The sequence below is a fragment of the Streptomyces sp. NPDC001536 genome (genome assembly GCF_042894505.1).
Classification (GTDB): domain Bacteria; phylum Actinomycetota; class Actinomycetes; order Streptomycetales; family Streptomycetaceae; genus Streptomyces.
On sequence record NZ_JBIAVQ010000002.1, the window covers coordinates 559,977 to 573,840 of the forward strand.

The 13,864-nt window shown below is 68.1% G+C and carries 11 protein-coding genes; 1 reads left to right on the forward strand and 10 read right to left on the reverse strand.

What is annotated here, in order from left to right:
* Positions 1-9: 9 nt before the first annotated feature.
* Positions 10-1,029 carry a hypothetical protein gene (locus ACFY0U_RS07630; protein ID WP_388631721.1) on the reverse strand — a complete coding sequence of 340 codons (1,020 nt, stop codon included), beginning with the start codon at positions 1,027-1,029 and terminating at the stop codon, positions 10-12.
* 80 nt (positions 1,030-1,109) lie between these two features.
* Here ACFY0U_RS07630 and ACFY0U_RS07635 point away from each other — a divergent pair, with 80 nt between their 5' ends.
* The gene (locus ACFY0U_RS07635; RefSeq protein WP_388631723.1) at positions 1,110-1,481 is read left to right on the forward strand and encodes an NTP pyrophosphohydrolase; all 372 of its coding nucleotides are present in this window, start codon (positions 1,110-1,112) and stop codon (positions 1,479-1,481) included.
* Positions 1,482-1,487: 6 nt separating this feature from the next.
* Here the strand turns inward: ACFY0U_RS07635 and ACFY0U_RS07640 are convergent, their stop codons facing one another.
* From ACFY0U_RS07640 to ngcE, 9 genes are all read right to left on the reverse strand, one after another.
* The gene (locus ACFY0U_RS07640) at positions 1,488-2,987 is read right to left on the reverse strand and encodes an amino acid permease (protein ID WP_388631726.1); all 1,500 of its coding nucleotides are present in this window, start codon (positions 2,985-2,987) and stop codon (positions 1,488-1,490) included.
* A 142-nt stretch (positions 2,988-3,129) separates the two neighbouring features.
* Positions 3,130-5,049 (reverse strand): 1-deoxy-D-xylulose-5-phosphate synthase, encoded by a 1,920-nt coding sequence (gene dxs, locus ACFY0U_RS07645; RefSeq protein WP_388631729.1) that lies wholly within the window; start codon positions 5,047-5,049, stop codon positions 3,130-3,132.
* A 176-nt stretch (positions 5,050-5,225) separates the two neighbouring features.
* Positions 5,226-6,548 (reverse strand): sugar ABC transporter permease, encoded by a 1,323-nt coding sequence (locus ACFY0U_RS07650; protein WP_388631732.1) that lies wholly within the window; start codon positions 6,546-6,548, stop codon positions 5,226-5,228.
* On the reverse strand, positions 6,545-7,336 hold the full coding sequence (locus ACFY0U_RS07655) for an ATP-binding cassette domain-containing protein (RefSeq protein ID WP_388631735.1): 792 nt from the start codon (positions 7,334-7,336) through the stop codon (positions 6,545-6,547). Before ACFY0U_RS07655 ends, ACFY0U_RS07650 begins: the two co-directional genes overlap by 4 nt.
* Positions 7,337-7,577: 241 nt before the next feature.
* Positions 7,578-8,663 (reverse strand): sugar ABC transporter substrate-binding protein, encoded by a 1,086-nt coding sequence (locus tag ACFY0U_RS07660; protein WP_388632383.1) that lies wholly within the window; start codon positions 8,661-8,663, stop codon positions 7,578-7,580.
* Positions 8,664-8,795: 132 nt separating this feature from the next.
* The gene (locus tag ACFY0U_RS07665; protein WP_171143186.1) at positions 8,796-9,995 is read right to left on the reverse strand and encodes an ROK family transcriptional regulator; all 1,200 of its coding nucleotides are present in this window, start codon (positions 9,993-9,995) and stop codon (positions 8,796-8,798) included.
* A 194-nt stretch (positions 9,996-10,189) separates the two neighbouring features.
* Complete coding sequence (locus ACFY0U_RS07670) at positions 10,190-11,125, reverse strand: carbohydrate ABC transporter permease (RefSeq protein WP_388631739.1); 936 nt, start codon at positions 11,123-11,125, stop codon at positions 10,190-10,192.
* A 19-nt stretch (positions 11,126-11,144) separates the two neighbouring features.
* Positions 11,145-12,074, reverse strand: coding sequence for a carbohydrate ABC transporter permease (locus ACFY0U_RS07675; RefSeq protein WP_388631741.1), 930 nt, complete (start codon positions 12,072-12,074; stop codon positions 11,145-11,147).
* Between the two features lie 72 nt (positions 12,075-12,146).
* Positions 12,147-13,592: an N-acetylglucosamine/diacetylchitobiose ABC transporter substrate-binding protein gene (gene ngcE, locus ACFY0U_RS07680; protein WP_388631744.1), complete on the reverse strand. Its 1,446-nt coding sequence runs from the start codon at positions 13,590-13,592 to the stop codon at positions 12,147-12,149.
* Positions 13,593-13,864: the final 272 nt, after the last annotated feature.

Below are 13,864 nucleotides of genomic sequence, written 5' to 3' on the forward strand. Positions count from 1 at the left end.
CCGCGCCCCTTAGAGGGCGCGCCACGCCTCCAGGGCCAGGCCCGGTTCGTCCTTCCGTCGCGTGAAAAGGAGTTGGCCGCTCGACGGGGACACCGTCGCCGCCACCACCGCGCCGTTCTCGTCCTTCGCCAGGGACACCCCCGCGTCCGCCGAGAGCCCCGGGCCCGACTCCGTCCACCACGCGCCCGCCGACTCCTGTTCCGTCGGGTACGCGGCGAAGGCCACGCGGCCGCTCGCCGAGCGTTGGGCCAGCAACGTGCAGTCGTGGCCGTCGAGTTCGCAGCGGACGGCGGACACGGGGCCGGGGCCGGCGGAGGCGAGGAGGGCGAGGGGTTTGCCGCCGGGGCGCCAGGCGCACAGGTCGCCGGAGTCGTCGGTGTAGAAGAGGGTGGTGTGCTCCGGGGAGGTCGACAGGGCGCGGAGGGTGCCCGGGCGGACCGGGGTCTCCAGTTCCTCCACCAGGGCGGGTTGGGCGCCCGGCTTGTCCTGGCGCCAGTACAGGACGCCGCCGGGGACGGCCGCGTACAGCTCCACGCACCCCGCCTCGCCCGTCACCGCCGCCAGATCCTCCTGGACGTCACTGCCCTTGAGGTCCCGCCACGGGTCCCAGCCGCCCTTCTCCTTCTGGGCGACCATGCTCACCCCGCCGCCTCTGTTGCGGACGAAGACATGGGCGCGGCCCTGGGCGTCCACCGCGACGGCGGGCATGCCGGTGCGGTCGCCCGTCTTGTTGGGGTGGCCGATGGGCGTCCAGTCGAGGGCGGCGAGGCGTGGGCGGAAGTGTGTGGAGTGCACGAGCCCGGACTCGCCCGGTTTGGTGGGCCGCCAGGAGACGAGGTGGGCGTAGCCGTCGCCGCCCTGGCCGATCGCGAGGCCCGGGCGGAGTTTCTGGTCGCCGCCGACCTTGCGCGGGGCCGTTTCCCAGGAGCCGCCGGGTCCTTGCTCGGCCCGGCACAGTACGGACTCGCCGGACGGCAGATAGACACTGAGCCGGCCGTCGCGGCCGCGGAGGAGCCAGTCGCCGTTCACCGGTTCACTCTAAGCGGGGCCCCTCGAGCCCTGCCTGCTCACCCCCCGGGTAGTGACCCCGGTCGTGACACCCTGGCCCCATGGACGCCGCAGCCCCCCTCCTCGTGATCGTCGATGCCGCGAACGTCGTCGGGTCGGTGCCCGACGGGTGGTGGCGGGACCGCAGGGGGGCCGCGGAGCGGTTGCGGGACCGGCTGGCGGCGGACGGGGTGCCGGGGCACGAGGGGCCCGTGGAGCTCGTCCTCGTGGTCGAGGGGGCCGCCCGGGGTGTGGAGTCCGTGCCCGGTGTACGGGTCGACGCGGCGCCCGGCAGCGGGGACGACCGGATGGTCGAGCTGGTCGCCGAGGCCGAGGGGCGCCGCGTGCTGGTCGTCACCGCCGATCGCGAACTGCGGCGGCGGGTCACGGAGCTGGGGGCGGAGGTGGCGGGGCCGCGGACCGTCCGCCCCTGAACAGGGCTACTCCGCGCTGCCGACCGCCGCCTCCTGCTCCTTCCCGAGGCGGCTGTGGGAGCGGCCGTAGAGGAAGTACACGACGAAGCCGAGGGCCATCCAGATCGCGAACCGCAGCCAGGTCTCGGCCGGCAGGTTCAGCATCAGCCACAGCGAGGCGAGCACCGACAGGATCGGCAGGACCGGTACCCACGGGGTGCGGAAGGCGCGGGGCAGGTCGGGGCGGGTGCGACGCAGGATGATCACGCCGATCGCCACCACGACGAAGGCGAACAGGGTGCCGATGTTGACCAGTTCGGCGAGCTCGCTCAGCGGGGTGAAGCCCGCGACGATCGCGATGACCACGCCGAGCAGGATCGTCGGCCGGTGCGGGGTCCGGAACCGCGGGTGGACATGGGAGAAGAACCGCGGCAGCAGTCCGTCACGGCTCATCGCGAAGAACACCCGGGTCTGGCCGAGCAGCAGGATCATGCAGACCGTCGTCAGGCCGACCGCGGCGCCGAAGCTGATGAAGCCCGCGAACCAGGGATGCCCGGTGGCCTTGAAGGCGTCGGCGAGCGGTGCGGTGATGGACAGTTCGCTGTAGTGCTGCATGCCGGTCACCACGATCGACACGGCGACGTAGAGGACCGTGCAGATCATCAGGGAGCCCAGGATGCCGCGGGGCATGTCCCGTTGCGGGTTCCTGGTCTCCTCGGCGGCCGTGGCCACGACGTCGAAGCCGATGAAGGCGAAGAAGACGACGGAGGCGGCGGTGAAGATGCCCATCACGCCGAAGTTGGAGGGCGCCCAGCCGAACATCAGCTGGATCATCGGCGACTGGAGACTGTCACCGGCCGGCACCTCCTGCGCCTTCGGAATGAACGGGTCGTAGTTGTCGCCCTTGATGAAGAAGGCGCCCGCGATGATCACGGTCAGGACGACCGTCACCTTGATGGCGACGACGAGCGAGGTGACCCGGGCGGAGAGCTTCGTGCCGAGGACGAGGATGCCGGTGAGGACCAGGACCAGCGCGGCGGCGAGGATGTCGAAGCCGAAGCCGTCGGCGCCGTCCCGGCCGCTGAGCGCCTCCGGCAGATGCCAGCCCGCGTTGTCGAGCAGCGAGGCGATGTACCCGGACCAGCCGACGGCCACCACCGCCGTGCCGAGCGCGAACTCCAGGACCAGGTCCCAGCCGATGATCCAGGCGGGCAGTTCCCCGAGGGAGGCGTACGAGAAGGTGTACGCGGAGCCGGCCACCGGGACGGTGGAGGCGAACTCGGCGTAGCAGAGCGCGGCGAGCGCGCAGACGACGCCGGCCACGACGAAGGCCAGGGCGACGGCGGGGCCGGCGTTGTTCCTGGCCACCGTGCCGGTGAGGACGAAGATGCCGGTGCCGATGATGACACCGACGCCGAAGACCGTCAGATCGAGCGCTGACAGGGATTTCTTCAGCGCGTGTTCCGGCTCCTCGGTATCGAGGATGGACTGCTCGACTCTCTTCGTCCGGAAGAGTGTGCTGCTCACGGGCGTACCTCCCACGCTGTGTCGTCCTCGACATGATCGAGAGGGGGCGTACTGCGTATGCCCCGGCACGTGGTGATTCACGCAAATGGGCCGGTTCCACCACCCTTCACGGTGGTGGAACCGGCCCATCCGGTCGTACGCGTCAGTCGCGCGCGGGCTCCGGTTCGGCCGCCGGGCTGCCGTACCTGCCGTCCAGCTTGGAGACCAGTCCGGTGACCTGACGGGCGATGTCCGGGGCGGTCAGACCGATCTCCGCCATGACCTCGGCGCGGGAGGCGTGGTCGAGGAAGCGCGGCGGGATGCCGAAGTCACGCAGCGGGACGTCGACGCCGGCGTCGCGCAGGGCCTGGGCGATCGCCGAACCGACGCCGCCGACACGGGAGTTGTCCTCGACGGTGACGACGACACGGTGGCGCTCGGCGAGCGGGGCCATGGCCTCGTCGACGGGCTTGACCCAGCGCGGGTCGACGACGGTGGTGGTGATGCCCTGCTTGTCGAGGAGGCCCGCGATCTCCAGGCACATCGGCGCGAGGGCGCCCACGGAGACGAGGAGCACGTCGGGTGTGTCCGTCCCCGGCTCGCGGAGCACGTCCATGCCGCCCACCCGGCCCACGGCGGGCACGGCGGGGCCGACGGCGCCCTTGGAGAACCGGACGACCGTCGGCGCGTCGTCGACCTTCACGGCCTCCCGGAGCTGGGCCCGCACCTGGTCGGCGTCGCGCGGGGCGGCGAGTCTGAGGCCCGGCACGACCTGGAGGATCGACATGTCCCACATGCCGTTGTGGGAGGCGCCGTCGGTGCCGGTGACGCCGGCCCGGTCGAGCACGAACGTCACACCGCACTTGTGCAGGGCGACGTCCATCAGGACCTGGTCGAAGGCGCGGTTGAGGAAGGTCGCGTAGACGGCGAAGACGGGGTGCAGTCCGCCGGTGGCGAGGCCCGCGGCCGACACGGCGCCGTGCTGCTCGGCGATGCCGACGTCGTAGATCCGGTCCGGGAAGGTGTCCGCGAACTTCTTCAGGCCGACCGGTTGCAGCATCGCCGCCGTGATCGCCACGATGTCCTGGCGTTCCGTGCCGAGCCGCACCATCTCGTCGCCGAAGACGGAGGTCCAGTCGGCGCCCGAGGCCTTGATCGGCAGGCCGGTGTCGGGGTGGATGGGGCCGATGCCGTGGAAGCGGTCGGCCTCGTCCTGGAGGGCGGGCTGGTAGCCGCGGCCCTTCTCGGTGAGGCAGTGGACGATGACCGGGCCGCCGAAGCGCTTGGCGCGGGCCAGCGCGGACTCCAGGGCCTCGATGTCGTGGCCGTCGATGGGGCCGACGTACTTGAGGCCGAGGTCCTCGAACATGCCCTGGGGCGCGATGAAGTCCTTGAGGCCCTTCTTGGCCCCGTGGAGGGTCTCGTAGAGGGGCTTGCCGACGACCGGGGTGCGCTCCAGGAGGTCCTTGCCGCGGGCCAGGAAGCGCTCGTAGCCGTCGGTGGTGCGCAGGGTCGCCAGGTGGTTGGCGAGGCCGCCGATGGTCGGCGCGTAGGAGCGCTCGTTGTCGTTGACGACGATGACCAGCGGGCGGTCCTTGGCGTCGGCGATGTTGTTCAGCGCCTCCCAGGCCATGCCGCCGGTGAGGGCGCCGTCACCGATCACGGCGACCACGTGGTCGTCGCGTTTCTGGATCTGGTTGGCTTTCGCGAGCCCGTCGGCCCAGCCCAGGACGGTCGAGGCGTGGCTGTTCTCGATGACGTCGTGCTCGGACTCGGCCTGCGAGGGGTAGCCGGACAGGCCGCCCTTCATCTTCAGCTTCGAGAAGTCCTGGCGGCCGGTGAGCAGCTTGTGGACGTAGGACTGGTGGCCGGTGTCCCACAGCACCTTGTCCTTGGGCGAGTCGAAGACCCGGTGCAGCGCGATGGTCAGCTCGACCACACCGAGGTTGGGGCCGAGGTGGCCGCCGGTCTTGGAGACCGCGTCGACGAGGAAGGTCCGGATCTCCTCGGCCAGCTGGTCCAGCTGCTCCAGGCTGAGCCGGTCCAGATCGCGCGGTCCCCTGATGCGGGTCAGCAGCGGCACCCGTGCCTCCTTGCAGTAGAGCTGTTGCCGGGCTTGTCGAGTCTAATGTTCCGCCTTTGCGGACGGCGCTCGGGAGGTGCGTCATACGTCACGCGATCGGCTGTACCCAAGATCCATTGTTCGTACGACATGAAAATGGCCCGGCGCTGAAGAGCACCGGGCCGTTTTCGGTCCTGCTAGCCGCGACCGGCGGCCTTCTGGCTCTTGCGGGAGACCGAGTCGATGACCACGGCACCGAGCAGAACGCCACCGGTGATCATGTACTGGATCGACGTGTTCATGTTCAGCAGGTCGAGGCCGGTCTGGATCGACTGGATGACCAGCATGCCCAGGAGCGCGGACCACACCGTGCCCCGGCCGCCGAACAGCGACGTACCACCGATGACCGCGGCCGCGATGGCCAGCATCAGGGTGTTGCCGCCGCCCGCGTTCAGCGTCGCGGACGCCGTCTGGCCGGCGAAGAACATACCGCCGATCGCGGCGAAGCCACCGGCGATGGCGAAGACCGAGATCCGGATCGCCGCCACGTTGATACCGGCACGACGCGCCGCCTCGATACCGCCACCGACCGCGAAGACCTTGCGGCCGAACGTGGTGCGGCGCAGCACGAAGTCCACGATCACCAGCGCGGCGAGGAAGATCACCAGGGAGTTGGAGACACCCGCGGCGTTGTTCAGCACGGCCGCGGCGGCGAAGGACGCCACGGCGAGGAGACCGACGCGCAGCAGGATCTCGCTGGTCGGACGGAACGGCACACCCGCGGCCTTGCGGCGGCGCTGCTCCATCAGCGAGCCGATGAGCATGGACGCCACACCGAGACCCGCCAGCAGGTACGCACCGATGATGGCCTGGTCCATGAAGAAGGAGCCCTGACCGAGGATGTGGACCGGGCCGCTGTCGTCCGGGATGTTGATCGTGCCGCTGTCGCCGAGCAGCCACAGCATCAGACCGTTCCAGCCGAGGAAGCCGGCCAGGGTCACGACGAACGCCGGCACACCGATCTTGGCGAAGAACCAGCCGTGCAGGATGCCGATGCCGATACCGGTCAGGACGGCCAGGACGAGGGCCAGCCACTCGTTCATGCCGTGGGTGACCACGAACACCGCGAAGATCGTGGAGGCGAGGCCGCTCACCGAGCCGACGGACAGGTCGATCTCACCGAGCAGCAGCACGAACACCAGGCCGATGGCGAGCATGCCGGTGGCCGACAGGAAGTAGCTGATGCTGGACAGGTTGTCCGCGCTCAGGAACAGGTCGTTCTTGAGCTGGAAGATCGTCCAGATGACGATGAGGCCGACGACGACCGGCAGCTGGCCGAGCTCGCCGCCCTTCACCTTGCGCTTGAACTCGGTCCAGTAGCCCTTGAAGCCCTCTTCGCGGACCAGCAGACGCGGGTCGACGACGGCGACCGGGGCGGCCGTGGGGTCGTCCGCGGGGGCCACGGTGGTCTGTTCCGCCACCACGCCGTCCGACTTCTCTACCTTCGACGTGTCGCTCACTTTGCCGCCTCCGTGCTGCGACGCCCCGCACGACGGGTCACGGCGTTCTCCGTGGCACCCGTGATGGCGGCGATGATCTCTTCGTGGGTGGTGTCCTTCACGGAGAAGGAACCGTTGTTCTTACCCAGGCGCAGCACGGCGACGGTGTCGGCGACAGCCTTCACGTCGGCCATGTTGTGGCTGATGAGGATGACGCCGAGGTTGCGCTCGCGCAGCCGCTCGACGAGGTCGAGGACCTGTGCGGTCTGCTCGACACCGAGGGCGGCGGTGGGCTCGTCGAGGATGACGACCTTGGGGTCACCGATGAGGGCGCGCGCGATGGCGACGACCTGGCGCTGACCACCGGAGAGGCTCGCGATCGGGATGCGCACGCTCGGGATGCGGATGGAGAGCGTGGACAGCAGCTCGCGTGCCTTCTGCTCCATCGTGACCTCGTCGATGATGCCGCGGTGCAGCAGCTCGCGTCCGAGGTAGAGGTTGCCGACCACGTCGAGGTTGTCGCACAGCGCGAGGTCCTGGTAGACCGTCGCGACGCCGAGTCCCTGGGCGTCGTGCGGCTTGTTGATGCTGACCGGCTTGCCGTCCCACTCGATGACTCCCTCATCGATGGGGTGGACTCCGGCGATCGTCTTGACCAGCGTGGACTTTCCTGCGCCGTTGTCGCCGACCAGCGCGACTACTTCTCCGGCGTGGACCTCCAGCTCGACGTCGGTGAGTGCCTGCACAGCACCGAATCGCTTGGAGACTCCGCGCAACGCCAGCACGGGCGTAGCGGACACGTGAACCATCTCCTTCGCCGCCTGACCGGCGGGGATGCCGCGCTTGGGGTGACAGCGCGGAGGGGGATGCCGAAGGGGGCACCGACTTACTGATGAACTTGCGCGCGGCCCGTGCCTCTTGGCAACGGGCGCGTTCGCCATGCTTCCGTCCGGCGCCCGTCCCGCAGCGGGGTATGAGGGCGGGGCGGGCGCCGGAGGGGCTTGTACCTGCCAGGAGGGCGTGCCGCACGGCACGCCCTCGGGGCGGTGGTTACTGCAGACCGGCCTTCTTGCACGCCGCGGCGTACTCGGCGGTGCAGATCTGGTCCACGGTGTACAGCTTGTCCTTGATCACCGTGTCCTTGATGTTGTCGACGGTGACGGAGACCGGGGTCAGCAGCTGCGACGGAACCTTGTCGCCGGAGCCGTTGGTCATGGTCTGCGTGGCGAGGGAGTCGATGCTCTTGCCCTCGAGCAGGTTGACCGCGAGCTGGGCGGCGGCGTCGGCCTCGGGCTTGAAGGCCTTGTAGACCGTGCTGGACTGCGTACCGGCGACGATGCGCTGGATACCGGCGAGCTCGGCGTCCTGGCCCGTCAGCGGGATGCCGGAGATGCCGGCGCCCTTCAGGGTGGTGGCGATACCACCGGCCATGCCGTCGTTGGCGGCGTAGACGCCGGCGATGTTCTTCTTGCCGAGCTGGGTGATCGCCGCCTTCATCTTCTGCGCGGCGACGGAGTCCTTCCACAGGCCGGACTGCTCGTAGGCGATCTTGACCTTGCCGTCGAGGACGCTGTGGGCGCCCTTCTTGAACAGCGCGGCGTTCGGGTCGGCGTCGTCACCGTTGATCATGACGACGTTGGCCTTGGGGGTCGCCTTGGAGCCGAGCGAGTCGAGGAGGGCCTGGCCCTGGAGCTGGCCGACCTTCTCGTTGTCGAAGGAGACGTACGCGGAGACCGGGCCCTGGGCCAGACGGTCGTACGCGATGACCTTGACGCCCTTCTTGACCGCGGCGTCGATCGAGGACTTGATGGCGGCCGAGTCCTGGGCGGAGACCACGATGACCTTCACGCCCTTGGTCACCATGGTGCTGACCTGCTGGGCCTGCTTGGCGGCGTCGGCGCCGGCGTTGTTGTAGGAGACCGTGCAGTCGTCACACAGCTCCTTGACCTTCGCCTCGAAGAACGGCCGGTCGAACTGCTCGTAACGCGTGGTGACGCTGTCGGGCAGGAGCAGGCCGATCGACTTGTTGCCGGAGTCGGAGCTGCCGCTGTCGTTGTCGTCGTCTCCGGCCTTGCCACAGGCGGCGGCGGAGAGAGCAAGAGCCGAGACCAGAACGGGTACGGCCGCACGACGCATAAGCGTGTTCACTTTGAAACCTCCCTGACGAGGCCGCGTCGTTGCGGCCGAGGTGGCTGGAAGTCAACTCGGCCGTACGTGCGACGTCAAGAAGTAAATACTTAACGGGTTGGCAACGGCGGGTTTCGTTCTCTAAGTGAAGGCAGGGGCTGCCGCATGCAGCGTGCCGTCCAAAAGTGTCGAATCACCCATCTCGCTGAGTGCGAGAGCGAGCGCTCCGAGCACCTCCGCACGGCCCCCAAGTGCCCCCGGGAGAACGGAGAGTTGACGTGCCGCGCTAGGGATGGCGTACCGGCCCACGGACTCCCTGATGGGGCCGAGCACCAGCTCACCGGCCTCGGCGAGATCACCGCCCAGGACCACCCTGCTCGGGTTCAGGAGATTGCAGAGATTGGCCACTCCACTGCCGATGTGTCGGCCGACGTCGGCGATCACCCGACGGCAGCCCGGGTCTCCGTCCCTGGCCAGCCGCACGACGCCTTCCATCGTCAGGTCGGTGCCGTGGCTCGACTGGAGGAGCGGCAGCACATAGCGCGCCGCCGCGAAGGTCTCCAGACAGCCACGGTTTCCACAGCGGCAGACCGGCCCGGATTCATCAAGGGTAATATGCCCGATTTCTCCCGCTGTGCCACCCGGGCCCCGGTAGATCTTGCCGCTGATGACCAGGCCGGCGCCCACACCGCTGGCGACCTTGATGTACGCCAGGTCTCTGGCGCCTCTGCCGGCCCCCCAGACCATCTCGCCGAGGGCGCCCAGGTTGGCGTCGTTGTCGACGTGCACCGGGACGCCCAGACGGCCCCCCAGCTCCTCGGCGGGCTTGGTGCCGATCCACCCCGGCAGGATCGCCGAGGAGCCCAGGGAACCGGACTCCAGGTCGATCGGCCCGGGGACGCCGAGGCCCACCCCGGCGATCTTGGAGCGGTCGACGCCGGTCGCCGCGATCAGGCGGTTGACCAGCTCTTCCGCCCGGTCGAAGCCCTGTGTCGAGGAGGCGTCCACGTCCAGCGGCTCGGACTCCTCGGCCAGCACCTGGTGGGCGAGGTTGCCGACCGCGACCCGTAGGTGCGTATGGCCGAAGTCGACGCCGATCACGATGCCGGCGTCCCCGCTCAGCGACACGCTGCGGGCCCGCCGGCCGCCCGCCGACGTGGGCGTGACCTCGACGGTTCCGCCGTCCTTGAGCTCACGGACGATGTTGGAGACGGTCGCCGCGGACAGACCGGTGGTCCGCGCGATCTCCGCCTGGGTGAGCGACCCGGCCAGCCGGACGGCCCGGACGACCCGTTCCAGGTTGGCTCGGTGCAGCGACGACTGCGACCCCGGAGTCTCCACGACGACCTCCTGCGCGCGGGACCGCTTCAATGAGGCCCCGTGAATGTCCAACTAGTGAACTCTAAGCTGAGCCGTTCGGGTCGCCTTCCGTCAAGAGGTTGAACAGTATCCGCGGCGCCGCGCACGCGCGCGTACGCCGCTCCCAGCGCGGGGAACGGCGTGCGCACGGTCGGTTCCAGAGCGCTACGCGCGCTTCACTTCAAGGTCGCGGATGTCAGCCCTGCCTGCACCTGACGCTGGAAGGACAGGTACACGACCAGCATCGGGATCATCGCGATGGTCACGCCGGCGAAGAGAACCGGAAGATCGGAGGCGTACCCCTGTTGCTGCTGGAGCTGGATGAGCCCCTGGGTGAGGACATAGCGCTCCGGATCGTCACCGCTCTGCGGCTGCATGAGGACCGTCGGCAGGATGAACTGGTTCCACTGGCCGAGGGTGTTGAAGATGCCGACACTCAGCAGACCGGCCTTCGCCATCGGCAGCATCACCTGGAAGAACGTCCGGGTGTGCGAGGCCCCGTCCAGGATCGCCGCCTCGAAGACCGCGGTCGGCAGGGTCCGGAAGAAGGCGTGCATGAAGAAGACCGTGAACGGCATCGAGTAGGCGACGTACACCAGGATCAGACCCTGGTAGGTGTTGAGCATGTCCAGCCGTTTGACCATGAAGAACAGCGGGACGAGGGCGAGGAACACCGGGAACATCGCGCCGGCCACGAAGAAGTAGTACAGGAAACGGTTGCCCCAGAACTCGTAGCGGGCCAGCACGTACGCCGCCATCGAGCCGAACAGCATCGTCAGCGGCACCGAGAAGACCAGCACGATGACGGTGTTGACGAAGTAGTCGCCGATGCCCTTGTCCCAGGCACGGGAGAACACGTCCAGCGACCAGTTCTGCGGCCAGCCGAAGGCCGAACCGCCGATCTGGGCATCGGTCCTGAAGGAACTCAGCACCAGCCACAGCAGCGGCAGCACGATCAGCAGCGCCCACAGGGCGAGGAAGCCGTGCGAGAAGACGTTCAGCACGACGCCTTCACCGCGCTGTTCGCCGGGGTCGGCCGGGGTCTTGCCCACCGAGGGCTGGGCGGGGACCGAACCGCCAGAGGCGGCGGTCTCCTTGAGGGGTGCGCTCATGGGTCGTCTTCTCTCCCGCTCAGAACTCGACGCGGTCGCGGCGGGTGGCGCGCAACGTGAACACGGACACGATCAGGGTGAGGACGAGCATGACCACGCCCATGGCGCAGGCGTACCCGCTCTTGCCGTACAGCAGGAAGTTGCGCATCATCACGGTCGCCATGACCTCGCTGTGGTGGTCGGGACCGCCCCCGTAGTCGCCGGAGGTCATCGTGGAGACCAGGATGAACATGTCCATCGCCGCGATGCCGAGATAGACCCAGGCGGTCTGCACGGACTCCCAGAGCAGCGGCAGCGTGATGCGGAAGAACGACTGCGAACGGCCGGCACCGTCGATGAGCGCGGCCTCGTAGATGTCCTTCGGGATGGACTGCATGGCCGCGGAGAACAGCACCAGGTAGAAGCCGACGCCGTGCCAGACGACCACCACGAGCAGGGCCCACAGCACGATGTCGGGCTCGTTGAGCCACTCGATGGGGCTCTGGGCATCGACCAGGCCCAGCTTGATGAGGAGCCCGTTGAGCATGCCACCGCCGTCACTGCGGTAGACGGCCCCGAACAGCACCGCCATGATCGCCAGCGACAGCACCTGCGGGAAGAAGTAGATGATCTTGTAGTACTTGGATCCGGCGACCCCCGCGACCCCGCCGGCCCGGCTCCGCCCGCCCACGTTGAGCATGAAGGCGAAGAACAGCGCGAGCAGAATGGTGACCAGGGGGATGAAGATCAGGAACAGGATGTTGTGCCAGATCGCCCCCATGAAGATGTCGTCCTGGAACAGCGCCTTGTAGTTGTCCAGGCCGATGAATTTGAACGTCTGGGACTGGCCCTTCCAGTCGGTCAGCGAATATCCGAAGGTCTGGATGTACGGCCAGATCACGAAGATCACATAGAGCGCCACGGGAGCGAACAGAAATCCCGCGACGAACCGGTACTGCCCTTTGCGCATTGGCGTTTCCTGCCCCTGGTCTCCCGGCGGTACGCCCGCGCCCCTTTCCGGGGGCGCGGGGCACTGTGTGATCTAGTCCCGGTGGTTCTTCTTCGACTCCGGGTCCTTGGCCTGCTTGTCGACGGCGGCCTGGGCCCGCTTGAGCCACTCCGCCGGCTGGATCCGCTTGGCCATCAGCTCGTTGGACGCGTTCTCGATCGCCGTGCCCATCTCGCTGTACCACTCGGTGTACAGGTAACGGAAGGTGTCGTCGCCGGCCGCCTTGGACGCCTCGACCGTCGACTGGGTGCCCGGCCGCAGCTGGACCCCGGTGTCGACGCCGTCCTTGACGATGGTCAGCGAGTTCGCCTCCTTGGCGAACGTCGTCGACCACTCCTTGGACAGCATCATCCGCACGAACTCCTTGGCCGCGGGCAGGTTCTTGGCCTTGGCCGGGATGATGAAGGGCTCGCCGGAGCCGGCCCGGATCGCCTGGAAGGGCAGCTTGCTGCCGGGCAGCAGCGGCATCGGCAGGAACTTCATGTCGAAGTCGGACGGCGTCGTCTTGAGCTGCTCGTTCTCCAGCCACGAGCCGCTGGTGATGAACACCGCCTTGTACTGGTTCCACCGGGTCTGGGACTCGGTGTGCGTCAGGCCGTTCGTTCCGGGCATCAGATAGCCCTTCTCGACGACCTCGTAGATCGCCTCGACGGCCGCCTTCGCGGCGTCGGAGCCCACGAACGCGTTCGGTTCGAGGTTGTCGATCGCCTTCATGGCCTCCAGACCACCGGTCTTGGCGATCAGGTCCATGATGGCGACGTTGATGTAGTACGGGTACTTGCCCTGGTGGGCGAGGCCGCCGATGCCCTGGGACTTGGCGTCCTTGCAGATGGCGAGGAACTCGTCCCAGGTCTTGGGCTCCGTCCAGCCCTTCTCCTTGAAGAGCTTGCCGGAGTACCACAGGCCCCACACCGTGTAGATGTAGTTCAACGCGACGACCTTGCCGCCCTGCATGCCCGCGTCGAGGGTGCCGGGGATCAGGGTGTCGCGGACCTTCTTGGCCGGGTCGTCGATCGACGGGGCGTCCAGGACCTCGGCGAGGTCGAGCAGCTGGCCGTTCTTGTACAGCACGTCGATCGGGATCTGCTGGGCGCCGGAGTCGTCCACGATGTCCGGCGGGTTGCCCGCGTTGAAGCGGGGCTGGAGCTTGCCGGTGATCTCCTGGGTGCCGGTGTGGACGGAGGTGACGCCCCACTTCTTCTTGAAGCTCGCCTCCCAGGCCTTGGCGTAGTCGTCGCCGTAGCCGCCCTTGAAGATGACGACGTCGAGCTTGCCGCCGTCCTTGACGCCGAAGGGGTTCGTCTTGGACGTCTTGCCCTCGGTGTCGTTGTCGGAACTGTCGTCCCCGCCGCCGCTGGCACACGCGGAGAGGAAGCTCATGGTGGGTACGGAGATCAGACCGAGCGCGGCGGACCGCTTGATCAGATCGCGGCGGTCGACGGAGCCTTTACTGCTGTTCTCGGCGGAAGTGGATCCCATGCTCAAGTCCTCGCCTTCTCCAGGACTCAGGCGGTGTACCGGATCCTCCCGGGCACCGCGATCGGGTCACGCTGGGTCGTGCAGGAAGTGCGGATCGTACGGAAACACTCGACCCGCGCGGGTCGAACGGATCGGGTGAATCGCCGACAGGTATAGTCCACTTCCCGCCAACGGAGCAAGATCGAATGCAAGGTTGGCCATTGGTCTTTTCCGAGTTGAGACCTCACGGAAATATGTGCGGGCTGTGTACCGACTGACGGAAATATCCCCGG

Bases quoted from the DNA above. Each gene is read 5' to 3' on its own strand.
- ACFY0U_RS07635 (WP_388631723.1), top strand. From the start codon at position 1,110: ATGGACGCCGCAGCCCCCCTCCTCGTGATCGTCGATGCCGCGAACGTC.
- ngcE (WP_388631744.1), bottom strand. From the start codon at position 13,592: ATGGGATCCACTTCCGCCGAGAACAGCAGTAAAGGCTCCGTCGACCGC.
- ACFY0U_RS07660 (WP_388632383.1), bottom strand. From the start codon at position 8,663: ATGCGTCGTGCGGCCGTACCCGTTCTGGTCTCGGCTCTTGCTCTCTCC.
- ACFY0U_RS07675 (WP_388631741.1), bottom strand. From the start codon at position 12,074: ATGCGCAAAGGGCAGTACCGGTTCGTCGCGGGATTTCTGTTCGCTCCC.
- ACFY0U_RS07670 (WP_388631739.1), bottom strand. From the start codon at position 11,125: ATGAGCGCACCCCTCAAGGAGACCGCCGCCTCTGGCGGTTCGGTCCCC.
- ACFY0U_RS07655 (WP_388631735.1), bottom strand. From the start codon at position 7,336: ATGGTTCACGTGTCCGCTACGCCCGTGCTGGCGTTGCGCGGAGTCTCC.